The organism is Herbaspirillum lusitanum (assembly GCF_046025995.1).
In the GTDB taxonomy this organism is placed as follows: Bacteria; Pseudomonadota; Gammaproteobacteria; order Burkholderiales; family Burkholderiaceae_D; genus Herbaspirillum; species Herbaspirillum lusitanum_A.
This window is the reverse complement of the sequence record NZ_JAQQFM010000003.1, coordinates 533,403-558,902: the sequence shown is the minus strand read 5'-3', so window position 1 is coordinate 558,902 and position 25,500 is coordinate 533,403. Positions and strand designations below refer to the sequence as shown.

General features: G+C 59.8%; 20 protein-coding genes and 1 riboswitch. Of the genes, 8 read left to right on the top strand and 12 right to left on the bottom strand.

Going from position 1 to position 25,500, the window contains the following annotated elements:
* The first annotated feature begins 30 nt into the window (after positions 1 to 30).
* The gene (gene prmC / locus PQR62_RS08360) at positions 31 to 882 is read left to right on the top strand and encodes a peptide chain release factor N(5)-glutamine methyltransferase (protein ID WP_408156727.1); all 852 of its coding nucleotides are present in this window, start codon (positions 31 to 33) and stop codon (positions 880 to 882) included.
* Between the two features lie 110 nt (positions 883 to 992).
* Here the strand turns inward: prmC and PQR62_RS08355 are convergent, their stop codons facing one another.
* From PQR62_RS08355 to PQR62_RS08325, 7 genes are all read right to left on the bottom strand, one after another.
* Positions 993 to 4,625, bottom strand: coding sequence for an indolepyruvate ferredoxin oxidoreductase family protein (locus tag PQR62_RS08355; protein WP_408156724.1), 3,633 nt, complete (start codon positions 4,623 to 4,625; stop codon positions 993 to 995).
* A gap of 646 nt (positions 4,626 to 5,271) precedes the next feature.
* Complete coding sequence (gene phhA / locus PQR62_RS08350) at positions 5,272 to 6,147, bottom strand: phenylalanine 4-monooxygenase (protein ID WP_408156722.1); 876 nt, start codon at positions 6,145 to 6,147, stop codon at positions 5,272 to 5,274.
* Between the two features lie 162 nt (positions 6,148 to 6,309).
* Positions 6,310 to 7,050, bottom strand: a complete 741-nt coding sequence (locus PQR62_RS08345; RefSeq protein WP_408156721.1) for a GNAT family N-acetyltransferase — start codon at positions 7,048 to 7,050, stop codon at positions 6,310 to 6,312.
* A gap of 52 nt (positions 7,051 to 7,102) precedes the next feature.
* Positions 7,103 to 8,359, bottom strand: coding sequence for a multifunctional CCA addition/repair protein (locus PQR62_RS08340; protein ID WP_408156719.1), 1,257 nt, complete (start codon positions 8,357 to 8,359; stop codon positions 7,103 to 7,105).
* Between the two features lie 2 nt (positions 8,360 to 8,361).
* Entirely contained in the window at positions 8,362 to 9,063 is a 702-nt protein-coding gene (locus PQR62_RS08335) for a glutathione S-transferase family protein (protein WP_408156716.1), read from the bottom strand.
* Positions 9,064 to 9,107: 44 nt separating this feature from the next.
* Positions 9,108 to 10,097: a complex I NDUFA9 subunit family protein gene (locus tag PQR62_RS08330; RefSeq protein ID WP_408156714.1), complete on the bottom strand. Its 990-nt coding sequence runs from the start codon at positions 10,095 to 10,097 to the stop codon at positions 9,108 to 9,110.
* Positions 10,098 to 10,174: 77 nt separating this feature from the next.
* Positions 10,175 to 12,145, bottom strand: a complete 1,971-nt coding sequence (locus PQR62_RS08325; RefSeq protein ID WP_408156712.1) for a lytic transglycosylase domain-containing protein — start codon at positions 12,143 to 12,145, stop codon at positions 10,175 to 10,177.
* A gap of 26 nt (positions 12,146 to 12,171) precedes the next feature.
* Here PQR62_RS08325 and PQR62_RS08320 point away from each other — a divergent pair, with 26 nt between their 5' ends.
* Positions 12,172 to 12,840: a 5-formyltetrahydrofolate cyclo-ligase gene (locus PQR62_RS08320; protein WP_408156710.1), complete on the top strand. Its 669-nt coding sequence runs from the start codon at positions 12,172 to 12,174 to the stop codon at positions 12,838 to 12,840.
* A 126-nt stretch (positions 12,841 to 12,966) separates the two neighbouring features.
* Here PQR62_RS08320 and metF read toward each other — a convergent pair whose 3' ends face one another.
* The 4 genes from metF to metK all read right to left on the bottom strand — a co-directional run bounded on the left by metF (position 12,967) and on the right by metK (position 17,299).
* On the bottom strand, positions 12,967 to 13,809 hold the full coding sequence (metF, locus tag PQR62_RS08315; protein WP_408156708.1) for a methylenetetrahydrofolate reductase [NAD(P)H]: 843 nt from the start codon (positions 13,807 to 13,809) through the stop codon (positions 12,967 to 12,969).
* Entirely contained in the window at positions 13,809 to 14,159 is a 351-nt protein-coding gene (locus PQR62_RS08310; RefSeq protein ID WP_408156706.1) for a phage holin family protein, read from the bottom strand. The genes metF and PQR62_RS08310 overlap by 1 nt, the downstream gene beginning before the upstream one ends.
* 251 nt (positions 14,160 to 14,410) lie before the next feature.
* Positions 14,411 to 15,826, bottom strand: a complete 1,416-nt coding sequence (gene ahcY / locus PQR62_RS08305; RefSeq protein ID WP_408156704.1) for an adenosylhomocysteinase — start codon at positions 15,824 to 15,826, stop codon at positions 14,411 to 14,413.
* 48 nt (positions 15,827 to 15,874) lie between these two features.
* A riboswitch (S-adenosyl-L-homocysteine riboswitch) is annotated at positions 15,875 to 15,962 on the bottom strand.
* A gap of 173 nt (positions 15,963 to 16,135) precedes the next feature.
* The gene (gene metK, locus PQR62_RS08300; RefSeq protein WP_408156702.1) at positions 16,136 to 17,299 is read right to left on the bottom strand and encodes a methionine adenosyltransferase; all 1,164 of its coding nucleotides are present in this window, start codon (positions 17,297 to 17,299) and stop codon (positions 16,136 to 16,138) included.
* Between the two features lie 184 nt (positions 17,300 to 17,483).
* Here metK and PQR62_RS08295 point away from each other — a divergent pair, with 184 nt between their 5' ends.
* The 3 genes from PQR62_RS08295 to dapF all read left to right on the top strand — a co-directional run bounded on the left by PQR62_RS08295 (position 17,484) and on the right by dapF (position 20,182).
* Entirely contained in the window at positions 17,484 to 18,329 is an 846-nt protein-coding gene (locus PQR62_RS08295; RefSeq protein WP_408156700.1) for a lysophospholipid acyltransferase family protein, read from the top strand.
* Positions 18,326 to 19,213, top strand: a complete 888-nt coding sequence (locus tag PQR62_RS08290; RefSeq protein WP_408156698.1) for an LpxL/LpxP family acyltransferase — start codon at positions 18,326 to 18,328, stop codon at positions 19,211 to 19,213. Before PQR62_RS08295 ends, PQR62_RS08290 begins: the two co-directional genes overlap by 4 nt.
* Positions 19,214 to 19,324: 111 nt before the next feature.
* Positions 19,325 to 20,182 (top strand): diaminopimelate epimerase, encoded by an 858-nt coding sequence (dapF, locus tag PQR62_RS08285; RefSeq protein WP_408156696.1) that lies wholly within the window; start codon positions 19,325 to 19,327, stop codon positions 20,180 to 20,182.
* A 65-nt stretch (positions 20,183 to 20,247) separates the two neighbouring features.
* Here the strand turns inward: dapF and PQR62_RS08280 are convergent, their stop codons facing one another.
* A complete protein-coding gene (locus tag PQR62_RS08280) occupies positions 20,248 to 21,942 on the bottom strand; it encodes a tetratricopeptide repeat protein (protein WP_408156694.1) in 1,695 nt (564 codons plus the stop codon).
* A 344-nt stretch (positions 21,943 to 22,286) separates the two neighbouring features.
* Between PQR62_RS08280 and PQR62_RS08275 the strand changes: the two genes are divergently transcribed.
* The 3 genes from PQR62_RS08275 to PQR62_RS08265 all read left to right on the top strand — a co-directional run bounded on the left by PQR62_RS08275 (position 22,287) and on the right by PQR62_RS08265 (position 25,413).
* Positions 22,287 to 23,441 carry a porin gene (locus tag PQR62_RS08275; RefSeq protein WP_408156692.1) on the top strand — a complete coding sequence of 385 codons (1,155 nt, stop codon included), beginning with the start codon at positions 22,287 to 22,289 and terminating at the stop codon, positions 23,439 to 23,441.
* A 269-nt stretch (positions 23,442 to 23,710) separates the two neighbouring features.
* On the top strand, positions 23,711 to 24,379 hold the full coding sequence (locus PQR62_RS08270; RefSeq protein WP_408156690.1) for a DUF484 family protein: 669 nt from the start codon (positions 23,711 to 23,713) through the stop codon (positions 24,377 to 24,379).
* 44 nt (positions 24,380 to 24,423) lie between these two features.
* A complete protein-coding gene (locus PQR62_RS08265) occupies positions 24,424 to 25,413 on the top strand; it encodes a tyrosine recombinase XerC (RefSeq protein WP_408156688.1) in 990 nt (329 codons plus the stop codon).
* The last annotated feature ends 87 nt before the right edge of the window (positions 25,414 to 25,500 follow it).

The window sequence follows — 25,500 nt, the reverse complement described above, 5'->3', positions numbered from 1 at the left end:
CGTGCGCTGATTCTTTTTCCGCAAACTCAGTTGAAACTCCCCGACTTTGCCGGCAACACGCTGGCCGCCGCCCTCAAGGCGGCGCCGCTGGACGCGCTGGAAAATCGCATGCTGCTGTGCCACGCGCTGCGGCTGACACGGGTGCAACTGATCACCCAGTCCGAACGACAGCTGGATGCCGCCGAAGCCGCCTTGCTGACGCAGCTGTATGAGCGCCGCCTGCACGGCGAACCGATCGCCTACATCGTCGGCGCACGCGAGTTTTACGGGCTGGTGTTCAAGGTCACGCCGGCCGTGCTGATCCCGCGGCCCGACACTGAATTGCTGGTTGAACTGGCGCTGGAACGGCTGCCGCAACAAGGCAGTCTGCTCGACATGGGCACCGGCTCCGGCGCGATTGCGGTGGCAGTTGCACATACGCGGCCGGATGCCTCGGTGACCGCGCTGGATGCCAGCGCCGATGCCCTGGCCGTTGCACGCGACAATGCTGCGAGCAATCAGGCGCGCGTCAATTTCGTGCTGAGCGACTGGTATGCGGCACTCGCCACAAGCAATGCAAACGCGCAAGCGCCGGCACGTTTCGACCTCATCGCCTCCAATCCGCCCTACATCGTCGCCGGCGATCCGCATCTGTCGCAAGGCGACCTGCGGTTTGAGCCCGTAGACGCACTCACCGATCATCAGGACGGTCTCTCCGACTTGCGCACCATCATCGCCGGCGCAGGCAATCACTTGCATTCCGGCGGCTGGCTGCTGATGGAACACGGCTACGATCAGGCAGCGCCGGTGCGTGCGCTGCTCAATGCGGCAGGCTTCACCGAAGTGCAATCCTGGCGCGATCTGGCGGGGATAGAACGGGTGAGCGGCGGGCGCCTGGTTTAAGCTTCGCGACCGCGCTGAAACGACACCGGGCTCTGACTTTCGACAGAGCCCGGCTCAGCCAGACACTCAGGTACAACAGGACGTCTCGGCCTCCGCCGCCTCCCGAATCTTCAGGCAGCCCTCTTCCCACCGCCCTCCGGCCCTGCAGGCATACCGACCACGCTGATGTCGCGCAGCTCTGGATGTTCGATCATGCGCAGCAGCGAGGCTTCCTTCTGTTTCGCGGCCTTGAGATGGCGCTCCTTGACGTGGCCATAGCCGCGGATGTCTTCAGGGATGCGCGCCACTGCTGTCACCTGCACCAGATTTTCCGCGCTCAGATTCCTGAGCAGGCGCGTCAGTGTGTCGCGATACTCATCGATCAGCGCGCGCTCCTGTCTGCGCTCTGCGGTATGCCCAAAGGGATCGAGCGCACTGCCGCGCAAGAACTTGAATTTCGCCAGCACGCCGAAGGCGCGCATCATCCACGGGCCGTATTGTTTCTTGATCAGATGGCCCTTGTCGTCGTGCTTGGCCAGCAGCGGCGGCGCCAGATGAAACTTGATCTGATAATCGCCTTCGAACATGCCGGCAATTTTTTCGCGGAAGGCCGGCGCGGTGTAGAGCCGCGCGACTTCATACTCATCCTTGTAGGCCATCAGCTTGAACAGATACTGCGCCACCGCCTGCGTCAGCTTGAGCGGCTTGCCGGCATCGCCCAGCGCACTCTCGTAGGCGCGCACCATCTCCACGAATTCTGCGTAGCGCTGCGCATAGGCGGGGTTCTGATAATCCGTGAGAAATGCGACGCGGCGCGCCACCACTTCTTCCAGCACCGGCGCACGCTTGAACTCGATCACCTGCGCCGTCATGCCGTTGCGCCTGGCTGCCGCCAGTACCGCGTCGAGGTCGTGTGCGGCGGCGCGGCCCCAGCCGAAGGACTGCTTGTTGAATTCCACCTGCAGCGCATTGAGTTCGATGGCGCGCAACAGAGCCGCTTCCGACAAGGGCACCCAGCCCTGTTGCCAGGCATAGCCGAGCATGAACATGTTGGTGGCGATGGCGTCGCCCATCAGCGCGCCGGCGATGTGGCCGGCATCGACCAGCGCCAGATTGCCGGCGCCGCAGGCCTTGCTGATTTCGCCTTCGGCCGAAGCGCCGGGAAATTGCCAGTCGGGATTGCGCACGAAGGCGGCGGTCGGCGTCTGCGCCGAATTGACGGCGGCATGCGTGCGGCCTTCGCCCATACGCGACAGCGCATCGCGGCTGGCCGTCACGATGACATCGCAGCCGATCACCAGATCGGCCGCACCGGTGCCGACGCGGGTTGAATGCAAGTGATCGGCATGATCCGCCACGCGCACGTGCGACATCACCGGCCCGCCCTTTTGCGCCAGGCCGCTCATGTCCAGCACCGAACAGGCCTTGCCTTCCAGATGCGCGGCCATCGCCACGATCTGACCGATGGTGATGACGCCGGTGCCGCCGATGCCGGTCACAATGATGCCGTAAGGCTGCGCCAGCGAAGGCAGTAAGGGCTCGGGTAATTTCGGGCTTGCAGGGCTTTCATCTGCCGCGCCCGCTGCCGTAGCCTGCACGCGTTTGGGTTTTCTCAGCTTGCCGCCTTCCACCGTGACGAAGCTGGGACAAAAACCGTTGACGCAGGAATAGTCCTTGTTGCACGAGGATTGATTAATCTGGCGCTTGCGTCCGAACTCGGTTTCCAGCGGCTCGACCGAGAGGCAGTTCGATTGCACGCTGCAATCGCCGCAGCCTTCGCAGACGGCCTCGTTGATCACGGCGCGCTTGGCCGGATCGGGGTAGGCATCGCGTTTGCGGCGACGGCGTTTTTCCGAGGCGCAGGTCTGGTCGTAAATCATGGCGGAAACGCCGGGCACTTCGCGCAGCTCGCGCTGCACCGCATCCAGCTCGCTGCGATGGCGGATGGTGACGCCTTCGGCCCATCGTGTATCGGCCGGATATTTGTCCGGCTCGTCGGTGACGACGATGATGGGTCGCACGTTTTCCGCTGCCAACTGACGCGAAATCATGGCCTGATCAAGCGGCCCGTCGAACTCCTGGCCGCCGGTCATCGCCACCGCGTCGTTGTACAGAATCTTGTAGGTGATATTGACCTTGGCCGCCACCGATGCGCGCACCGCCAGCAAACCCGAATGGAAATAAGTGCCGTCGCCGAGATTGGCGAACACGTGCTTTTCATCGGTGAAGGGCGCTTGCCCGACCCAGGTCACGCCCTCGCCGCCCATGTGGGTGAAGATGCTGGACTCGCGATCCATCCAGGTCACCATGTAGTGGCAACCGATGCCTGCCAGCGCGCGGCTGCCATCGGGCAGGCGGGTCGAGGTGTTGTGCGGACAGCCGGAACAGAAATGCGGAATGCGATCCTTGTTGGGATCGGCCTTGGTGCTCACGTTAAGCGTGGCCTCCTTGGCCTCCAGATAAGCAATGCGGGCGCGCACGCGCTGCTCCACCGGATGGCCGGCGAAGTACTTGGAAATGCGCGCCGCAATCGCCCGCGCAATCTGCGCCGGACTCAGCTCATAGGTGGCCGGCAACAGCCAGTTGCCGTGGCCTTCGCGATGCGATCCGCTCCATTCGCCGGTGTCGTCGAACTTGCCAACCACGCGCGGACGCACGTCGTCGCGCCAGTTGTAAAGCTCTTCCTTCAATTGATATTCGAGGATCTGGCGCTTCTCTTCGACCACCAGAATTTCCTCCAGACCTTGCGCAAATTCCTTCACGCCTTCCGCTTCCAGCGGCCAGGTCATGCCGATCTTGTACAGGCGAATGCCGATGTCGCGCGCCACCTGCTCGTCGATGCCGAGATCATCCAGCGCCTGCCGCGTATCGAGATAAGACTTGCCGGCGGTGACAATGCCGATGCGCGCATGCGGGCTGTCCCAGATGATCTGATTGAGCTTGTTGATGCGTGCGTAGGCCAGCGCGGCATACCATTTGTGATTGTTCATCCGCGCTTCCTGCTCCAGCACGGTATCGGGCTGGCGGATGTTGAGGCCATCGGCCGGCAGGTCGAAATCTTCCGGCAACACGATCTTCACGCGATCGGGGTCGATCATCACCGACATGCCCGACTCAACGATATCGGTCACGCATTTCATCGACACCCAAAGCCCGGTATAGCGGCTCATGGCCCAGCCGTGCAGACCGTAGTCCAGATACTCCTGCACCGTGGACGGATACAGCACCGGTATGCCGCAGGCCTTCAGGATGTGTTCGCTCTGATGCGCGGTGGTGGAAGACTTGGCGGCATGATCGTCGCCGGCAATCACCAGCACGCCACCATGCTTCGACGTGCCCGCCATGTTGGCATGCTTGAAGACATCGCCGCAGCGATCGACGCCCGGCCCCTTGCCGTACCACAGCGAAAACACGCCGTCGTATTGCGCGCCCGGAAACAGATTGACCTGCTGCGTGCCCCACACGCTGGTCGCGGCCAGGTCTTCGTTCATGCCGGGATGAAATCTGATGTGCTGGGCGTCGAGATATTTTCTGGCCTTCTCCGCAGTCTGATCGACCGTGCCCAACGGTGAGCCGCGATAGCCGGTGATGAAGCCCGCGGTGTTGAGGCCGGCGCGCTGGTCGTATTGCCGTTGCAGGATGGGAAGGCGGATCAGCGCCTGGATACCGGTCATGAAAACCCGGCCGCGCTCAAGCGCGTATTTGTCGTCGAGGGATACATCGTCCAGCAACAAGCGTTGACCGGAAGTCAGGGGTGCGTTCATGCAGTCTCCGTGGCAAAAATCGTGTCTTTGCTTGCACATGCACCTGCTCACAATGAAGACAGGCGCGTAAAAACTCTTGCGCCTTGTGGGCGAGGTTTCTTTGTTTTAGTGGGAGCTACATTAGCACAAGCCATTTGGGCGCGCTACGCACGGCGCAATACGAAATGGTCCGAAATGGACAGCGCATTGCGTGAGCAAACCAATCATGCAGGCGACGCATCAAGCGAGCCTGGCAGAAAAATGTACGAGGTAAAAAATGCGGGCTGCGGGGTCGGCGAGGAGAGGAGTTGCAACAGAAATGCGAGTCGATGCTCAGTGAATTTCTCTGAAAATTTCCATCAGAACAATTGTTACCAAATGCGCAGCAGGTGTAACAGCTGGTAAAAGAAATTGGTCGACAGGCGGGGCTGGCGTTTAATGAGTCTCACTTGAACAGCGCTTGGTATCCCCCACCACTCTGTACAAGGTTCCTCCCCTCTAGTGTTGAAAGCACCACTAGCTCGCGGACTTGGCCTTCCCCTCCAAGTCCGCTTTTTTTCGTCTGTACGCTTTGATTTCAGGCGTTCGCCTGTCAGCGCACACTTGTCGATCAGACAAAAAAATGCCGCATCGCGCGGCATTTTTTTGATCCCGACCAACCGAGAAATCAGGCCGGCGGCAAATTGATTTCGCCCAGCAACAAGGTATGGGCGGCCAAGACTTCCTGCGTCTTCAGGCGTTCATACAAGGGCGTGAAATCGGGTGCCGTGTCACTGAACAGTTGCTCGAAATCCTTGATGACGAAATACGTTTCCTGATACGAGTCGATCTTGTACAAGGTGCGCATCACCCGCTCCAGCTCAAACGGAATCCGGCGCGGTTGCGGATTGGTAAGACAGTACTCGACCTCGCCGCCGGACGACAGTATGCCGGCGCCGTAGATGCGCAAACCTTCCGGACTTTGAATCAGGCCGAATTCGATGGTGTACCAATAAAGTCTTGCCAGAGAAGCCAGACCATCCAGCTTCAGCGCTTTCAGGCCGCCCTTGCCGTATTCCTGCAAATGGTTGGCAAAGATGGGATTGAACAGCAGCGGCACGTGGCCGAAGAAGTCGTGGAACACGTCCGGCTCGACGATGTAATCGAACTCATGCGGCTCGCGCAGCCAGACCGTGACCGGGAAGCGGCGATTGGCCAGATGATCGAAGAAGGTATGGTCGGGCACCAGACCCGGCACCGCCACCAGCTGCCAGCCGGTCGCCTTGTACAGTGCCTCGGTGGTGCGATCGAAACGCGGGATGCCCTGCGACACGTCGAGCGCCTTCAGGCTTTCGATAAACACATCGCAGGCGCGACCGGGGATCAGCTTGGCCTGACGCTGATACAGCTTGCGCCAGAGTTCATGCTGTTCGGGTGTATAGGCATCCCAGTTTTGCGCAACCACATAGTTGGCGTCGGCATGGGTGTAATCGCCGCGCAGTGCGCCGCTGTCTGATTTGGTGGCGACGGTGGCAAAAAAGTCGTCGGTATTGACGTTGTCCATGGCACAGGGTTTCGTTTCAAAGAGATGGCGATATTATGCGCCGTTTTGCCGACTGGCAGGCTGCGCGGGATCAAGCACGCAGAATGCGAAGCGGAGCAATGTTGAAGAGCGAAGCTTGCGCAGCAGACCGGCCGCGTCTGAAAAAAACTCCGGTGCAGACGTTCAGGAACGCGGCTTGTTCTTTCCGCTGAGACTGGCGATCCACTTGAACAGCGCGCGCATATTGGCCTTGACGATGTAATCCAGCATTGCCACCTGTTCTTCCATTGCCTCCTGAAACACCGAGACCGAGCTGGCCGGCTGAATCTTCAGATAGGCATCGGCTTCGCCGTAGTCGCGCTGGATTTCCATCCCCGCCTTCTTGGCGATATGCAGCATCACCTTGTTGGACGACAGGCAATGCATGTACAAGGTATCGACATCGACATTGCGACAACGCATCGCGCCCCGCTCAAACAGCTTGCTGCCCACACCCATGCCGCGCGCCGCAGCCGCTACCGACACGCCGAATTCAGCCACCACCGGTTTGATGGTGGCGCCGCTGATGCGGGTCTTTTCGCGTGGCGCAAAAGCCAGATGGCCGACGCCCAGCAGACGCAGTTTGCGGTCGTAGACGCCAAACACGGTGTCGCGCGCGAAGTCGATATTTTCCACGTAGCGCGTGACCATTTCATCGGATAGCTTGGTGCCGAAACGCAGCAGCCGGTCCTTCTCTTCCAGCGCCAGAAAATGGCGCAGCATGTGACGCCGCGCGCGCGGCGACAATTCCTTGACCAGGATCAGCGAACGATCCGATTTCTTCGACTCCACCACCACGCCGGTTTGCGCAGCGACAGGCACGCCCGCCTCCGGCCTCGCCTTGCCGCGCATGCTGTTGAACCAGTGTGAAAGTCGTTTGAACATCGGCGTCTGAATCGTCAATATGGCGCACAGTGTAGACCAATCGCTGCCGCCATCAATCTGCGGCAGGCGCCGTCTGCGGATGAAGCTTGCGATACACCGCAACAAACTCGGCCACGCGCGCGCTGCGCGCGAGCTGAATCGCTTCCTGGATTTTCTGCGGCTGCGTCTGATGACGGCCGGCGATGGCGCCGGCATCGATGTCCTGCGCCGCTTTCAAGGCGCCTTCCAAATAAGCCGCCTGCGGAAACGGGCGCTCTTCAAAACCGTAGCGGCCGCGATGGTCGCATTGCGCCGCCAGCAGCATGTCGAGAAAGCGCTGCGGTTTGCGGAAGGCATCGCAACGACCGAACAGGGTAACCAGCGTCGCCGGACGCATCTCGAAAGCACGCCCGACATTGCCATGCTCGCGCGCCGTCATCAGCGCCAGATCGCGGCAGTCGCCCGGCACCTTCAGACGCACACAGACTTGCTCCGCCAGCCTGGCGCTGCGCGCTTCGTGCCCATGATGGCGCGGCCACATGTCCTCGGGCGTGGTGCCCTTGCCCAGATCGTGCAGCAGCGCAGCGAAGCGCACCGGCAAGGCGTAATCCTGTTGCGCAGCCCAATCCACGACCAGCATCACATGCACGCCGGTGTCGATTTCGGGATGATGTTGTTCCGGCTGCGGCACGCCCCACAAGGCATTCAGTTCGGGCAGGATGCGCTCCAGCGCACCGCAGGCGCGCAGCACCTCGAACATGCGCGAAGGCTTCTGCTCCATCAGGCCGCGCGCCAGTTCCTGCCACACGCGTTCCGGCACCAGCGCATCGACTTCGCCATCGCGCACCATGCGCTGCATCAGGGCATTGGTCTCAGGCGCGACGCTGAAATCGGCGAAGCGCGCAGCAAAACGCGCCAACCGCAATATGCGCACCGGATCTTCGATGAAGGCGTCGGAGACATGGCGGAAAATCTTTTGCTGCACATCGCGCTGACCGTGATAAGGGTCGATCAGGCTGCCGTCGGCGGCCTGGGCGATGGCGTTGATGGTAAGGTCGCGCCGCGCCAGATCGTCTTCCAGCGTGACGTCGGGCGCGGCGTGAAAAGCGAAACCTTTATAGCCGGGCGCAGTTTTGCGTTCGGTACGCGCCAGCGCATATTCTTCCTGCGTCTGCGGATGCAAAAATACCGGGAAGTCCTTGCCGACCGCGCGATAGCCCTGCTTCAGCATTTCCTCCGGCGTCGCGCCCACCACGACATAGTCGCGATCCTGGACCGACAAGCCCAGCAAGCCGTCGCGCACTGCGCCGCCGACGGTGTAGATTTTCATGCTCAGCGGTGGTCCGGCAGGATTTCTTTTTCGGCCAGCGCTTCGGCGATCCAGCGCGCCACGGCGGGATGTTCGCTGAGCCTGTCCACATAAGCCTGCAAGGCCGGCGCCAGCGACACCTGATACGTGCGGAAGCGCATTGCCACCGGCGCATAGAAGGCGTCGGCAATCGAGAAATCGCCGAACAGAAATTCATGGTGGCCGAACTGCGACAGGCAGTCCTCCCAGATTTCACAGATGCGACCGATGTCGCCCTGCGCTTCCGGCGTGCGCCCCTGGCCCGGATAGCGTCCGCGAATATCCATGCTCATGGCGCTGCGCAGGCCGGTGAAGCCGGAATGCATTTCAGCGGTGATGCTGCGTGCGATGGCGCGCGCCTCGGTGCTTTGCGGCCACAGACCGCGCTCGGGAAATTGCTCGGCCAGATATTCGCAGATCGCCAGCGAATCCCAGATGGCAATGTCGGCGTCGAGCAGCACCGGCACCCGGCCGGAACCGGTGAACTGCGCGATCTGGTTCGCGGTATCCGGCTGATCCAGCAGCACGCGCACTTCCTTGAACGGTATGTCGAACGCCGTCATCACCACCCATGGCCGCATCGACCATGAGGAATAATTCTTGTTGGCGATCACCAGCGTCGGCTGGTGCCTGCCGGCCCTGGCCAGCGTTTCGGACAATACCGGATCAAGTTCAGTGTTCTGCATGTCGGTTCTTTCTGTGGCGGAACTGCGTGGATTATTGTTGATGCCTAGCGTCTGGCGTTGCTGCGATAAATGTCGAACTGGCGCTGCGGATCGCGCGGCGACAAATATAGCGGCGCAGCGGTTTCCAGCGAAGTCGGCGTGATGCGCAACTCGGCGGCAATCGGCCCGGAAGTCAGATTATCCACCCGCATCGAGGCTACATTGTCGCGGCTCATCAGCTTGCCGGGCAGGTGCTCCAGCATCAGGGCCTGCAAATAGCCGAGCGCCGGCGGCAGCGCAAAAATCGGGCGTGAGCAACCGGAATACCAGCCGGCCAGTTGCACCAGCTGCCGCAAGGAATAATCGGTCGGGCCGCCCAGCTCGTAAATCTTGCCGGCGCAATGCGGCAGTTGCAGCGCATTGAAGAAAGCCTGCGCCACGTCGCCCACATAGACCGGCTGAAAACGCGCGTTGGCACTGCCCAGCGGAATCACGGGAAATTTCTTTTGCAGGGCGGCGAACATGTTGAGGAAGTTATCGCCTTCGCCGAATACCACCGAAGGACGGAGGATCGCGACCTCCAGCGGCGTCGCCGGCGATGCGGTGGCGGCGACGTCCAGCACCGCGCGCTCGCCGGCGGCCTTGGAACGCTGATACATGGAAGGACCGTCGGCCGCTGCGCCCAGTGCGCTCATGTGCAGATAGCGCGGCACGCCATGTCGAACGCAGGCGGCGGCGATGCGGCGCGGCAGTTCGACGTGCGCGTAGTCGAAATCAGGGCCGTAGGCTTTGCCGCCGCGTGCCGGCCGCGAATGCAGTATGCCGATCAGATTGATCACGGCATCGGACTCTGCCACCAGTCGCGACAGGGTCGCCTCGTCATTCAGGTCGGCCACCACTACGCTGACCACCGGCGACACCAGCAGATGCTTGGCGCGCTCGTAGCGCCGGGTCGGCACCATCACGCGATAGTCGGTACTGCTGCCGAGCAGACGCACCAGCCGGCTGCCGATGAAGCCGGAACCGCCGATCACAAGTATCTTGCGTACAGCCATATTGTTCTCCCTTACGGCGCAACGCGGACGCTCAGCCGACATTGGCTGGCGCCGCGCGCCGGATCACACTCTTTCGGTCAAGGCAGATCGGTGGCGACGTTGCTGTTGGGCGCCACGCTGCCCATGCGTTGTTTCAGGGATTGCGGACGGTTTTCAAACATGGCCGCATAGTAGGTCGCGTTGGACATCACGTTCTTGACGTAGCCGCGCGTTTCGTTGAAGGGAATGATTTCAGCGAAAATCGCGCCTTCCACCGTGCGCGGCAAGGTCGAGCGCCAGGTGCGCGGCCGCCCCGGGCCGGCGTTGTAACCGGCGGTCGCCATGGTCTCCGAGCCCTCCAGATTATTCACCACCATGCTCAGATAGCTGGTGCCGAGCAAAAGATTGGTGTTGATGTCGTTGACCTGATCCGGCGTGAATTCGGTCATGCCGATTTTCTTGGCGACGAACTTGGCGGTCGCCGGCATCAATTGCATCAGCCCGGAAGCACCGACGTAGGACTTGGCGTTCTTGATGAAGCGCGACTCCTGACGGATCAGGCCATAGATCCAGGCGTTTTCCATGCCCAGCGGACGCGTCGCCGCTGTCATTTCACCCAGATGCGGCGCCGGGAAGCGCTGCGTGAAATCGAATTCGGTACGGGTCTTGTCGGAGGTGCTGACCATGCGGTCCAGCACGTCGCTCTGGCGCGCAAATTCGGCCGCAGCCAGCAGTTGGCGATCGTTCATCTTGCGCAGCTCCCAGTTCCATTCGCGGATCGCTTCGAAGCGCAGATTCAACTGATAGAACTTGAGGGAACGTCTGAAGCCCTCATTCTGCGCCATGACCGCCACCTCGCCGGCGCCTGGCGGCACCGGGCCGGGCGGAATGGTGATCTTCTGGCCCAGCTCTTCCAGCGCCAGCTGGCCGTAGAAGCTGAAGTTCTGTGAAATCGATTCAAACTGGCGGCGCGCCGCCTCGTTCAGGCCATCTTCCTTGAGCGCACGGCCAAGCCAGTAGACCCAGGTGATGTCGCTGCGCAATCCCTGCGGCATGCCTTCTATGGTGGCGCGCACCATCTTCCAGTCGCCGCCGCGCAAGGCCATGCGCACCTTCCATTGCATCGCGTCCTGCGACAGCGGCGCGTCCTTGGTCTTGCGCCAGTAATCGAGCGCTTCCGGCGCCAGCTTGTAGGATGCCGCCAGCGCAATCTGCCCCCAGCCCAGGGCCTGCTCCTGCGCGGTCAGCTGGTTGCCGTTGCTATTCAGAAAATTGGCGGCCTGCGCCGGATTGTTTTTCGCCACCCGCCCCAAAGCGATAATGTAAGTCTGATGATTGGTCGCGCCGCGACCCGGACCGCGCGCCGCGATCAGGGCCGGCTTGTCGAGCGCCTGCTGCAGGCTGACGTCGCCGTTGTCGAGCAGCACTGCAGCGCGGCGCACCACCACGCTGTTGCCGTTTTCAGCCGCCTGACGAATCTGCCCCCAGACATCGGCGTCACTGAACTGATGATTCTGCGCCAGCGTCGCAATCAGCTCGCTGCAACCCTGCCCGTAGTCCTTGGGGGAGACCAGCAAGGCACGCGCCTCATCGGCGACGTTTTGCCCTTTGACCGCGCGCGAGTTGAGCGCAAAGCACTTGACCTGGGTGTCGTCGTCCAGCGCAAACTTGGGATATTGTTCATCAAAGGTGACCCAGTTGCCGGTCTTGCCGAGCGCCAGCAGCCAGTCGTTGCGCAGACGGTCACCGATGGCGGTGCCGTCGTAGCGCGTCAGGAAATCGCGGATTTCCTGTTCCGGCGCGGTATAGTCGCGCACGCGCGGTTTGAGCCGATAATAGTCGACGTAGGACGGGATGTCGTAGCCGGGCAGACGCGCCGCCAGATCCAGCGCCAGCGCCGCGTTGTCATTACGCGCCGCTTCGCGCAGCGCCATGAAGGTATCGTCGGCAGAAGCACCCGCAGACAATCGTTTTTGCGCCTGCGCTGCAGACGCCACGCCAAGCACGGCGATGGCGGCCAGAGACAGTGAAATCAGGCATTTCTTGAACGGGTGATTCTTCTGGCGCATTCTTGTACAACCTCAAAGTGAAACAAATGACTTCATCAAGGATAGCATGCGGCACTGCTGAAACAGCGCGCAAAACGGCGGCGGAAACACCCCGTGAATCAAGCGCCTCCGCGACGACCGCCAGCGTTGCCGATAGCAGCAGCAACACCAGCACCGCCGAAACCAAGACAGCCTTGCGCTCGGCCTTGCTGGCGCGCCGGAAAGCGCTGTCCGAAGCAGAAAAACACACGTCCGACGCCCGCATCTGCGAACGGGTGATCGCCTGGTGCGAGGAACATCGGATTGGCAGTCTTGGCGTATTTCATCCGATCCGCAAGGAACCGGATTTGTTTCAGGCCTATAACGCTTTGATTGCCAAAGGCGTGCACCTCGCGCTGCCGGTGGTCACACAAAAAGATCAGCCGCTGGAGTTTCGTCGCTGGCAACCCGGAGATGTGCTGCAAAAAGATGCACTAGGCACCTCGGTGCCGCCGCCCGCGGCTGAGCTGATGAAGCCGCTGGCCTTGCTGATTCCCTGCGTCGGCTTCAACCAGGCCGGTATGCGACTGGGCTACGGCGGCGGCTTTTACGACCGCACACTGGCGCTGCCGGACAAACCTGTTGCGGTCGGCGTGGCCTATGCGTTTTCACGCGCGGATTTTTATTCTGAGCCGCATGACATCGCGCTCGACCTGATACTGACGGATGAAAATTAAAAGAACGACAACTGACATGCCCGGTGCAGATTACGGATGCCAGAAGCCGAGCCCAAAGAAAAAAGCCGGACAAGTCCGGCTTTTTTCTTTTCAACAAGATCGGGCGCCTGAAACGGAGTCGACGCCCTACTTCACCAGCCGCTGCCAGATCGCCTGCGTGGCATTGGCCTGATTCAGGCTGTAGAAATGCAGGCCGGGCGCGCCGCCTTGCAGCAGGCGCTCGCACAGCTGCGTCACCACATCGAGACCGAAAGCGCGGATCGATTCGGCGTCGTCGCCGTAGCTGGCCAGCTTGAGGCGCACCCAGCGCGGGATCTCGGTGCCGCACATATCAGAGAAGCGCATCAGTTGCGTGTAATTGGTGATGGGCATGATGCCCGCGATCACCGGCACGTTCACGCCCAGTTTGGCCGCCTCGTCGACAAAACGGAAGTAGGCATCCGCGTTGTAGAAGTATTGGGTAATCGCAGCATCGGCGCCGGCCTTCACCTTACGCACATAATTTTGCACGTCGTCCTGCGGCGATTTGGCTTGCGGATGCATTTCAGGATAGGCCGCCACTTCCAGCCGGAACCAGTCGCCGGTTTCGGCACGGATGAATTCCACCAGTTCATTGGCGTAGCGAAACTCGCTGGACGCCTGATCCATGGCGCCATAGCCGCTCGGCAAATCGCCGCGCAACGCGACGATGCGACGGATACCCTGACTTTTGTAGTCGTTCAGAATGGCGCGCAGACTTTCGCGCGAACTGCCGATGCAGGACAGATGCGGCGCCGCCTGATGACCTTCTGCCATGATTTCCAGCACGGTGTCGCGCGTGCCTTGCTGGGTAGAACCGCCGGCGCCGAAGGTGACTGAAAAATACTTGGGGTGCAGTTCCGCCAGCCGCGCCCGCGTGGCGCGCAGCTTTTCAGCGCCTTCCGGCGTCTTGGGGGGGAAGAACTCGATGCTGAAATTGTGCTGTGTCATTACTTCTTCCCGGATTTCAGCAACAAGGTAGACAAGGCCCAGGACACGATGCTGTACAACAGCGCACCGCCGACCGCCGCCCAGAATCCGGCGACATGAAAGCCGCCCACCAGTTGCGCCACCACCCAGAACATCAGGCCGTTGATGATGAGAATGAACAGGCCCAGCGTCAGCACCGTGACCGGCAGCGTCAGCAGCACCAGCACCGGACGCACCAGGGTATTCACGAAGCCGAGGATCAGCGCCGCCAGCAGTGCGGAACCGAAACTGTCGACCTGCACCGAATGCAAGAGATAGGGAACCGCCAGCAGCGCCAGCGCATTGATCAGCCAGGTCAGCAATAACAGCATGGCAATCCTTTCAGAACATTGAACGTTTGAAGCCGGCGGCGCACGGACTGGCTGCGTCAACGCCGGATATAACGGAGATATCGCTACGAAGGAATAAAACAAGAGGCGGCTGATTCAGCAGAAGCAGAAGCAGAAGCAGCAGCCCGATATCAGTTGAAGCGTCGGTTACACCTCGCCGGCCTCGCCGCATCCAAGGCACGGTCGCGCAATGTTCCACGCAACCGTGCCCGCAAATAGGCGGGGCCTTGCGATTAGTAGCGGTAGTGCTCAGGCTTGTAAGGGCCTTCGGAACTCACGCCGATGTACGACGCCTGCTCGGTGGTCAAGGTGCTCAATTGCGCATTGAGCTTCTTCAATTGCAGACGCGCGACCTTCTCGTCCAGATGCTTGGGCAAGGTGTAGACACCGACCGGATAGTTCTTGGTGTTCACGAACAGTTCGATCTGAGCGATGGTCTGGTTGGCGAAGGAAGAGCTCATCACATACGAAGGGTGACCCGTGCCGCAGCCGAGGTTCACCAGACGGCCTTCCGCCAGCAGGATGATGCGTTTGCCATCCGGGAAGATGATATGGTCGACTTGCGGCTTGATGTTTTCCCAGCTGTATTGCTTCAGTGCGGCGACTTCGATTTCGTTGTCGAAGTGACCGATGTTGCAGACGATGGCCTGGTCTTTCATCTTCTTCATGTGATCGTGCGTGATCACATGGTAATTGCCGGTGCAGGTGACGAAGATGTCGCCGTGTTCGGCAGCGTAATCCATGGTGACGACGCGGTAGCCTTCCATCGCCGCCTGCAGTGCGCAGATCGGATCGATTTCAGTCACCCAGACTTGCGCCGACAAAGCTCGCATGGCTTGCGCCGAACCCTTGCCGACGTCACCGTAACCGGCAATGACAGCAACCTTGCCGGCGATCATGACGTCGGTCGCGCGCTTGATGCCGTCGACCAGCGATTCACGGCAGCCGTACAGGTTGTCGAACTTGGACTTGGTCACCGAGTCGTTGACGTTGATGGCCGGGAAGGCCAGCTTGCCTTCCTTGTGCATCTGATACAGGCGATGCACGCCGGTGGTGGTTTCTTCGGTCACGCCCTTGATCTGGGCCAGACGGGTGGAATACCAGTTGGACGAAGTCGCCAGCTTTTTCTTGATCGAATTGAACAGGCAGATTTCTTCTTCCGACGTCGGGTTGTTCAGCACCGATGCGTCTTTTTCAGCACGCGTGCCCAGATGCAGCAGCAGGGTGGCGTCGCCGCCGTCGTCCAGAATCATGTTGGCCTGTTCATTCTCGCCGCCCTGCCATTCAAAAATGCGGTGCGTGAAATCCCAGTAGTCGTCCAGCGACTCGCCCTTGAATGCGAACACCGGCGTGCCCTTGTCGGCAATCGCAGCGGCAGCGTGATCCTGGGTCGAGTAGATGTTGCAGGAAGCCCAGCGCACCTTGGCGCCCAGCGCTTCCAGCGTCTGGATCAGCACTGCGGTCTGGATGGTCATGTGGATCGAGCCGGTGATGCGCGCGCCCTTGAGCGGCTGTGCAGCAGCGAATTCTTCACGGATGGCCATCAGGCCGGGCATTTCAGTTTCAGCGATCTTGATCTCTTTGTGGCCCCATTGCGCCAGGCCGATATCGGCGATCACATAGTCTTGAAAATTGGAATTGGTAGTCATGACTGCGGCGTTCTTCACGCCCTCCTTTCATGGAAAATCAGAAAAAAAGTAACGTGAGCGCAGTTGCTAAGATGGGTTGAGCATCTTGACCACATCAAGCCTGGCAGGTTTCCCCGTCGCAACGCTCCTTGATGCAGCAAGGCATTGTAGATGGCTGAACAGCCCCTCCGCACGCAATGCCCACAGGCGGAGGTGAAAACTGCATCGATGGAGTTTGTCTCCATCGATGCAGTCAGAACGACATTTTAACGCGGGTCGGACAACTTATAAACCCGGGTCAGTGCCGATAAATCCCTGTTGATGTTGCTATTACAGACCGGCGGCCGCGCGCAGGGCAGCAGCCTTGTCGGTGCGCTCCCAGGTGAATTCCGGCTCTTCGCGGCCGAAATGGCCGTAGGCAGCGGTCTTGGCGTAGATCGGACGCAGCAGATCCAGCATCTGCACGATGCCCTTTGGACGCAGGTCGAAATGCTCCAGCACCAGTTGCTCCAGCTTTTCGTCGCTGATCTTGCCGGTGCCGAAAGTAGTCACCATGACCGAAGTCGGCTTGGCCACGCCGATGGCGTAGGACACCTGAATCTGGCAACGCTCGGCTAGACCGGCGGCGACGATATTCTTCGCCACGTAACGACCGGCATAAGCTGCCGAACGATCAACCTTGGATGGATCCTTGCCGGAGAACGCGCCGCCGCCGTGGGGTGCAGCACCGCCGTAAGTATCGACGATGATCTTGCGACCGGTCAGGCCGCAATCGCCTTGCGGACCGCCAATCACGAAACGGCCGGTCGGATTGACCAGGTAACGCGTGTTCTTGACCCATTCAGCCGGCACTACCGGACGAATGATTTCCTCGATGACCGCTTCATGGATCGCCTTTTGCTCCATTTCCGGCGCATGCTGGGTCGACAGCACGATGGTGTCGATTGCGACCGGCTTGCCATCGACATACTTCAATGTGACCTGCGATTTAGCATCCGGACGCAGCCATGGCAGACGGCCATCCTTGCGCAACTGGGACTGACGCTCAACGATGCGGTGCGCGTAATAAATGGCGGCAGGCATCAATTCCGGCGTTTCATTGCAGGCGTAACCAAACATCAAGCCCTGGTCGCCCGCACCCTGCTCGAGATCCACACCCTTGCCTTCGTCCACGCCCTGGGCGATGTCCGGCGACTGCTTGTCGTACGCGACCAAGACTGCGCAGCTCTTGTAGTCGATACCGAAATCGGCATTGTCGTAACCGATGCGTTTGATGGTTTCGCGCGCAACATCGATGTAGTCCACATTGGCGCGCGTAGTGATTTCACCGGCCAGCACGACCAGACCTGTATTACACAAAGTCTCGGCGGCAACGCGGGATTGTGGATCTTGTGTGAAGATGGCATCCAGAATCGCGTCAGAGATCTGATCGGCTACCTTGTCTGGATGGCCTTCGGAGACGGATTCGGAAGTAAAGAGAAATTCGTTGGACATTGCAGGCCCCTTTTAACGAGTGGATTAACCATGTCGCGGCCAATCCCACCGTGCCTGCGACGCTTTAGCGAAATTTGTATCCCGTCTCGCAAGTTGTCATTAACTCGACGGCTTGTGCTATTTTACGCCTCTTGAAATTTTTCAGCAATTTCGCCTCTGAATCTCCCCTCCATTAACGGCAAGTATGCTTTTTTCTTTATTCCGCCTGCTCTCTTTTTTGCCGTTGCCCCTGCTGCATCTGATCGGGATGTTGATAGGGTGGGTCGTTTATCTGGCGTCGCCTTCATATCGGCGCCGTCTCAAACAGAATATCAAGCGCGCCGCTCACGGCAGGCATCTGACGCAGGCCATCACCGAAGCCGGCAAAAGCATTTTCGAACTGCCCTTCATCTGGTGCGCATCCCCCACGCGCGTGTTGCGCACCGCGCAAATCGAGAACTGGGAACTGGCACAAGCTGCGCTGGACGCCCAAACCGGCGTGATCTTTCTGACGCCGCATCTCGGCTGCTTCGAAATCATCGCCCAGAGCATTGCCACCAGAACATCCCTGACCGCGCTGTACCGTCCGCCGCGTAAAGCCGCATTGAAGCCGCTGATCGAAGGCGCCCGCGCGCGTGCCAATCTGCATCTGGCGCCGGCCAATCTGTCAGGCGTGCGCACGCTGCTGAAAGCCTTGAAGAACGGCCAGGCCATCGGCTTGTTGCCGGACCAGGTGCCGCAAAACGGCGAAGGCGTATGGGCCGATTTCTTCGGCAAGCCGGCCTACACCATGACGCTGCCCGCCAAGCTTCAACAGATGAGCAAGGCGCCTATCATTCTGTCGTATGCCGAACGCCTGCCTTTTGGCCGTGGTTATGTCATTCGCTTCGTGCCCTTCGACGAAGACCTGGGCGAGACACCCGAGCAGCAGGCGCGCGCCATCAATCTGGCGATGGAAAAACTGATCGCACGCTGCCCCGCGCAATATATATGGAGCTATAACCGCTACAAGACCCCAAAAGGTGTGGCGCCGCCGGGAGCCGCGCAATGAAGGCGCTGATTGGATTGATGTGGCTGCTGCACTGGCTGCCGCTGCCGATTCTCGGCCGCATGGGCGAAGCGCTGGGCGCCTTGCTTTACATCATCATGAAACCGCGCCGCGAGATCACGCTGACCAATCTGCACCTGTGCTTTCCGGAAAAGACCGAAGCCGAGCGCGAGCAGATTGCGCGCGGGCATTTCAAGGCTTATGCGCGCAGCGCGCTGGAACGCGGCATTCTGTGGTGGGCGTCGGAAGCGCGGCTGCGCCGACTGATCAAGGTCGAGCCCGGCATTCCCTTTGACGCGCTGAACTCCGGACCGGTGATCCTGCTGTGCCCGCATTTCGTCTGCCTTGAGATTCCTGGCATCGCGCTGGTGCTCAACTCGGATTATTCGGTCTGCACCATTTATGCCCGGCAACAGAATGAAGTCGTGGATCAGGCGCTGCTCAGGGGCCGCTCGCGTTTTCGGCCGGTGACCTTGTTGTCGCGCGAAAAAGGCGTCAAGCCCATCATCCGCGCCATGCGCGAAGGCCTGCCTTTCATCATGCTGCCGGACATGGATTTTGGCCCACGCGATTCGGAATTCGTCCCCTTCTTCGGCGTACCGGCAGCCACCTTGACGGCGCCGGCACGCATTGCCGCGACCACCCACGCCAAGGTGATTCCGGTGATCACGACTTTCCTGCCCGGCTATCGCGGCTGGAAGACCACCTTCTATCCGGACTGGCAGGATTATCCGGGCGACGATATCGTGGCCGCCACGCGGCGCATGAATGCCTTCATCGAAGAACGCGTGAAGGAATCCCCTGCCGAATATTTCTGGGCGCACAAGCGCTTCAAGACCCGCCCTCCCGGCATGCCTGGCGTCTACAACAAAGACAGTGAGGATTGAGTTCGGCGATACTGCCTCTAATATATAGAGGGAAAAACAGAGGCTGGCTCGACAAACCATCAACATTCGTCCGCCGCGGCGTGATGGCGACGAAACAATTATCATCAATACATGAAGATCAAATTCACCAAAATGCACGGCGCCGGCAATGATTTCGTTGTCATCGACGCCATTCATCAAGACATCCAGCTGACGCCTGCGCAGTGGAAGTTCATCGGCGACCGTCGCTTTGGGATCGGTGCCGACCAGATGCTGGTGGTCGAAAAGCCGCAGGGCTCAGGCGTCGACTTCCGCTACCGTATCTATAATTCGGACGGCGGCGAAGTCGAGCAGTGCGGCAATGGTGCGCGCGCCTTCGTCAAGTTCGTCACCGATAAGGGATTGACCGACAAGCGCGCGATCCGGGTTGAAACCATGTCCGGCATCATCGAGCCGCAACTGGAAGCCGATGGCCGCATCACCGTCAACATGGGCGCGCCGATACTGGAGCCGCAGCTGGTCCCGTTCGACACGGCCGGCCTGCAAGCTCAGACGGAAGCAAGCGACAAACTGTGGCCGCTGGAGGTTAATGGCAAGACCGTCATGATTTCGGTGGTTTCCATGGGCAATCCGCACGCGGTGCAGATCGTGAGCGACAGCGAGGCGGCACCAGTCTTGATTGACGGCCCCTTGATAGAAAACCATGCGCGCTTCCCGCGCCGGGTCAATGCCGGTTTCATGCAAGTGGTGGACGCGCACCACGTGAATCTGCGCGTATTCGAACGCGGGGCCGGCGAAACGCTGGCTTGCGGCACCGGCGCCTGCGCCGCTGTCGTAGCGGGGATTTTGCGCGGCGCGCTGCAATCGCCGGTGGCAGTACAGACTCATGGCGGCGTACTGAGCATCGCCTGGGCCGGAGAAGGCCAGCCAGTTTTGATGACGGGCCCGGCAGTTTCGGTATTTGAAGGTGAAATCGACTTGCCTGACTGAATCAGCACCTGACTCAGAAGCGGCGGCGCTATGCATATCCCCTCGTGCAGCCCGCCGGGCCCCTTCTAGACCGGGGTCTCCTCGTCCTGCGAGGCGCCCTCCTGAATGCTTGAAAGCTCATCCGCAGCGGCGGCCGGCAACACGGTGCGCAAACGGTACAAGCGCTGCCGGTAATTTCCCTCCGGGCCGGTCTGGCCACAATCCACATCTTCGAACAGACGGCCGACGCGATTGAGCGCGGCGCGCTCTTCGCCGGTCTCTATTAATATGAGGCGCCGCTTGCTGCGGGCGTATTGCGTACGGATATCCACCAGCAGGCAATGCCCGCAATCGGCCTGCTTGAGGTCGATCAGCAAGGCTTCCGGACGGCTGAGACCGAACATGATTGCCAGTTCTATGCGCGCCGCCAGAAAAGGATGGGCATTGATCATCTCACGCGTCAGCTGCTGCTTGGCATTGACGGCCCACGCAGCCGGCCCCGGGCGATCGGCAATCTTGCCCAGCAGCGTTTGCGCCTCGACATTGCCATGCGTAGCCGCCTTTTGCAGCCAGTAGACCGCGCGTACGTCGTTGGCGGGATCGTCGCGCCGGTTACGCCAGGCGCTCATGCCGCATTCAAGTTGCGCCTCAACATGGCCCATTTCCGCCGCGCGCTCCAGATAATGCTGCACGTCGGTCAGATTGCGCTGCGAAAATTCAGGCTTTAGATAAATACGCGACAGCGCAAACCAGGCTGCAGCCATACCGCGCTCTCCGGCCAGCGTCAGCCAGCGAATTGCCTTCTTGTAATTGGCGGATCCCTGGCCGGCAAAGATGCGTTCACCATGCGGATCCATACGGGCGTATAGCAGGCCCAGGGCCAATTGCGCGCCACGGTCGTCGGCGCAGGCAGCCAATTCCAATAATTGCTGAGCCTTGAGCAGATCGGCTTTCTCTTGCTCTTGCTCTTGTTCTTGGAGAACTTGCGCCAGACGCACCAGCAACACGGTATTTTGACCGCCCAGATTGCGCGCAAGCATGTCTGACGGCCCGTTGAGTTGAGCAATCAGGGGCTCGTACTGCTCCAGCAGATTGTCGGCCAGAGGCGCGGCGCTTTTCAGAAATGCGGTGCGATCTTCTTTTTCCCACGCCATCTCAGCCAGTGCATGACGCGCCTGCTCGATTCCTGCATCGGCCGCCTTTTGCGTCCATTGTTGTGCCTGGCTTTCCGGAGATTCAATCGCAGAAAAGGAGGAAGTCGCCGAAGAATCAGGCGAGACTTTCTTTACATACGGAGCGTCAGATCTGGTAGCGGCCACGGGTGCGACCTGATTCGCAGCCGGTGCAGCTGCGCTGCCCTGAACCTGTTGCGCCAGCAACCATTGCGCATCGGCGTTGCCGTCCTTGGCCACCACCTCCAGAGCGCGCACGGCCTTCTTTCTCAGCTCGGCCGTCAACAAAGCGGCATTACCCAAAACCAGACGGGCGAACACCAGACCGGCCTTCTTTAGACCGGCATCGAAGGCACGCTCATACCAAAGCGCCGCATCCTGTGGTCTGGCCAAGGGCAGCACTATTTCATAAGGAATGTGCTGAGCGATCAACATCCAGGCATCAGCGACGTCTTGACGCGCAGCGCGCTCCAGCCAGTGAAACGCGGTCGCCAGACTTTGCGGCAGCCCATTGCCGCCGAACAGATAACGCTGCCCCAGGGTCAGTTGCGCTTGCGCCTGCCCTGCGCGGGCCGCGCGAATAATTGCCAGATCCTCTCGATTTGCCATCAGCTATCCACGATCCGATCAGAAAACCAAAATTATGCACTACAAATCATATTTTTTTAAATGAAGCGCCATCAAGGCCAAAAACGAAACCTTTTAACAACACGAGTCTATGCGTCTCGCTTGTGATTACGAAAAGCAACTTCAACAAGAAAATGACTCTCCCGGTGCGCAAAGCGGGTAAAGCGTTTGAAAAAAACAACACAAGGGGAGGAGTTTTACCTTTTCAACCAAAATTCCAAGCCTCAGACGACCAATCTGCCGCCATGCCAGATGAGAACCCTTAATGTCTCACCATCCGACTAGAAGTACGGATCCTCAAGACTATTTTTATAGAAGGATGTCAAATGAAAAAATCTCTGCTGGCACTGGCCGTTCTCGGCGCGTTCGCAGGTGCTGCTCAAGCACAAAGCTCCGTTACTATCTACGGTATCGTTGATACTGGCGTTGTGTACACAAGCAAGGCTGTCAATACAGGCAACAACACTACTGGCAGCAAGTTCGGTCTGAACTCGGGCATCATCCAAGGTTCGCGTATCGGCTTCAAGGGCGTTGAAGATCTGGGCGGCGGTCTGAAGGCTGTGTTCAATCTGGAAACCGGCTTCAACAACGACAACGGTGCTCTGAACGGCCAAGATGCCGGTTCGACTAACCTGTTCCGTCGTAAATCGGTGGTTGGTCTGGCAGGCGGTTTCGGTACCGTGTTGCTGGGTCGTCAAACCGACTTCGCTGACACTATCAGCGCAATGACTTCGGTTAATGACTTCGGCGGCATCACTGGCGCTGTCGGTCACAATCTGGATCGCCTGGAAGGTACACGTACTAACAACTCCGTTAGCTACACTACCAACAACCTGGGTGGTTTCACCGGTAACCTGATGTACGGTTTCGGCGAAACAGCTGGTCAAACTTCGGCTGGCCAATCGTTCGGCATCGGCGGTAAGTACGAAAACGGTCCTCTGGGTCTGGGTTTGAACTACTACCAATCGAAGCAAGGCGCAACTCCTTCGGATACATCGTTGATCTCGGCTGCCTCGGCAACCACCAACGTTGGTAGCTCGGCCTACAAGGGCCTGAACGTTGTGGCCAGCTATCAGTTCGGTCCTGCACGCGTGTATGCTAACTATTCGCGCGTCAAACAAGATCTGAACACAGCTTCCCCAACAGCGTTTTCTTCGAAAACTCTGGGCGCCGCCAACAAGGCTGACGTCTACGAAATCGGTACTGCATACGCACTGTCGCCTTCTCTGAAACTGCTGGCAGCTGTGACTCATACTCGTGCTGACTTCAACTCGTCCTCCAAGGGCAAGCTGACTCAACTGAGCCTGGGCACCGACTACTGGCTGTCGAAGCGTACTGACCTGTACGCTTTCGTTGCTAGCACACGTGCTTCCGACATGGCCAACAGCGGCGTGTTCGGCGATGCAACTGGTAACGCAGTCACAGGTAGTGCTGACGCTAGCCAAACTGCAGTCGCAGTTGGTATCCGTCACAAGTTCTAATTTAAGGCTTTGACATCCGGCATGAAAATGCCGGGCATCAAAACTTAAGTTGAATGATTCGGGCTTGCATGAGCAATCATGCAAGCCCGTTTTCATTGGTCAATCTGTTTTGCTAAGCGCCAGTCTGCTCTTGCCGCACTGTCAGCCATTGTCTTCGCAGGGGATAGCGTAGATAATCTCGCGATGCCTGAGCGCTGCCCGCCGTCGATTTGCTTTCTCAGCAAAATCCTGCCAGCGCCCTCTCCCGACTCATATCAATCAAACTGCCAATGACCACTCAACTCGATTCCGACTCGATCGCTGAATATCTGCTGGACCATCCTCACTTCTTTGAGGAACATGCCGAACTGCTATCGACCATCAAGTTGACCAGCCCAGTCATGGGCCGCGCGGTTTCGCTGCAAGAGCGGCAAATGGAAATCCTGCGCGAAAAGATCAAGGTGCAGGAGCTGCACATGGCCGATCTGCTGCGCATCGCGCAAGAAAATGACGAGATCACCAACAAATTCCAGGCCTGGACCCGCGCCCTGCTGCTGGCGCGCAACGATGCCGATCTGCCGCGCTTGCTGGTCGAAGGCCTGAAAGAGATTTTCCATGTACCGCAGGTCACCCTGCGCGCCTGGAACGTCGCCGAGAAACATGCCGATGCCTGGTTCACCTCGGCCGTCTCCGACGATGCACGCATTTTCTCGAATGGTCTGAACGCACCATTCTGCGGTCCCAATAATGATTTCGAAACCGTGTCCTGGCTGGAAGACGCGGCCTCGGTCAAATCGGTTGCGATTCTGGCGCTGCGCGTCGGTGCCGCTCCTGAAGCCTTCGGTCTGCTGGTGCTGGGTTCGCCTGATCCGACCCGCTTCACCTCGGACATGGGTACCGATTTTCTGTCGCGCATCGGCGAAACAGCCAGCGCAGCCCTGGCCTGCCTGCTGCACTGACGCTGATCAACACCAAGCTCTTAGACCCGCAACCATGCATATACGTGACAACCAAGCCATCTGATCTGCTGAGCGCCTATCTCGATAGCTTGCAGACTCAACGCAAGCTATCGGCGCATACGGTCGTCAACTATGGGCGCGATCTGACGGAGCTGCTGGAGCTGATGAAGCAAGCAGACTCGGTTCAAGCATCATCCGCCACCGAGCCTGATTTCAGTGCCGTCACTCATTTCCAGATACGCAAATTCGCCGCGCAATTGCACAGCCGCGGCCTCGGCCCACGCTCCATCGCGCGCAAACTGTCGGCCTGGCGCGGCTTCTTCGAGTGGCTGTCGGAACAGATGCCGCTCAAGTCCAACCCGGTCGACGGCGTCAAATCTCCCAAGAAGAGCAAGCCGCTGCCCAAGGCGCTGGCGGCGGACGATGCCATCCATCTGGTATCGCAAGCCAACCCTGTCAAGGATGCCGCAGCGCCCATGCAGCGCTGCAACCGCGCCATGTTCGAACTGCTGTATTCCAGCGGCCTGCGCGTTTCCGAGTTGACCTCGCTGGACGTGCGCTACGTGCAGGAGGCCGGTTATCACTCCGTCAGCTGGATCGACCTCAGCAGCGGTGAAGCCTTTGTCACCGGCAAAGGCAACAAGATGCGCAGCATTCCGATCGGCGCGCCCGCGCGCGAAGCCATCGCCAACTGGCTGGCGGTGCGCGAAACCCTGATCAAGACAGAATCCCCGGAGCAGCCGGCGCTGTTTCTGACCGAGCGCGGCACGCGCATGTCGCCGCGGGTGGCGCAATTGCGGCTGAAAGCCCACGGCCAGGCCGTGGGCATGGCCAGCGACGTGCATCCGCACATGCTGCGCCACTCGTTTGCCTCGCATGTGTTGCAAAGCTCAGGCGATCTGCGCGCGGTGCAAGAGATGCTGGGCCACGCCTCGATCACCGCTACCCAGGTTTACACGGCGCTCGACTTCCAGAGGCTGGCGCAGGTTTACGACGCCGCTCACCCGCGCGCCAAGAAAAGCCCGTCCAAATAAGAACGCGCGCCATGGCTGAGCCAGGCAAAATCACGAGCCCCATCGATTTGCGGCATAATCGTGGATCACGTGCACAGCGCATTCGTC

Coding starts and splice junctions, on each gene's coding strand:
- PQR62_RS08355 (WP_408156724.1), bottom strand. CDS start 4,625: ATGAACGCACCCCTGACTTCCGGTCAACGCTTGTTGCTGGACGATGTA.
- phhA (WP_408156722.1), bottom strand. CDS start 6,147: ATGGACAACGTCAATACCGACGACTTTTTTGCCACCGTCGCCACCAAA.
- PQR62_RS08345 (WP_408156721.1), bottom strand. CDS start 7,050: ATGTTCAAACGACTTTCACACTGGTTCAACAGCATGCGCGGCAAGGCG.
- PQR62_RS08340 (WP_408156719.1), bottom strand. CDS start 8,359: ATGAAAATCTACACCGTCGGCGGCGCAGTGCGCGACGGCTTGCTGGGC.
- PQR62_RS08335 (WP_408156716.1), bottom strand. CDS start 9,063: ATGCAGAACACTGAACTTGATCCGGTATTGTCCGAAACGCTGGCCAGG.
- PQR62_RS08330 (WP_408156714.1), bottom strand. CDS start 10,097: ATGGCTGTACGCAAGATACTTGTGATCGGCGGTTCCGGCTTCATCGGC.
- PQR62_RS08325 (WP_408156712.1), bottom strand. CDS start 12,145: ATGCGCCAGAAGAATCACCCGTTCAAGAAATGCCTGATTTCACTGTCT.
- PQR62_RS08320 (WP_408156710.1), top strand. CDS start 12,172: ATGACTTCATCAAGGATAGCATGCGGCACTGCTGAAACAGCGCGCAAA.
- metF (WP_408156708.1), bottom strand. CDS start 13,809: ATGACACAGCACAATTTCAGCATCGAGTTCTTCCCCCCCAAGACGCCG.
- PQR62_RS08310 (WP_408156706.1), bottom strand. CDS start 14,159: ATGCTGTTATTGCTGACCTGGCTGATCAATGCGCTGGCGCTGCTGGCG.
- ahcY (WP_408156704.1), bottom strand. CDS start 15,826: ATGACTACCAATTCCAATTTTCAAGACTATGTGATCGCCGATATCGGC.
- metK (WP_408156702.1), bottom strand. CDS start 17,299: ATGTCCAACGAATTTCTCTTTACTTCCGAATCCGTCTCCGAAGGCCAT.
- PQR62_RS08295 (WP_408156700.1), top strand. CDS start 17,484: ATGCTTTTTTCTTTATTCCGCCTGCTCTCTTTTTTGCCGTTGCCCCTG.
- PQR62_RS08290 (WP_408156698.1), top strand. CDS start 18,326: ATGAAGGCGCTGATTGGATTGATGTGGCTGCTGCACTGGCTGCCGCTG.
- dapF (WP_408156696.1), top strand. CDS start 19,325: ATGAAGATCAAATTCACCAAAATGCACGGCGCCGGCAATGATTTCGTT.
- PQR62_RS08280 (WP_408156694.1), bottom strand. CDS start 21,942: ATGGCAAATCGAGAGGATCTGGCAATTATTCGCGCGGCCCGCGCAGGG.
- PQR62_RS08275 (WP_408156692.1), top strand. CDS start 22,287: ATGAAAAAATCTCTGCTGGCACTGGCCGTTCTCGGCGCGTTCGCAGGT.
- PQR62_RS08270 (WP_408156690.1), top strand. CDS start 23,711: ATGACCACTCAACTCGATTCCGACTCGATCGCTGAATATCTGCTGGAC.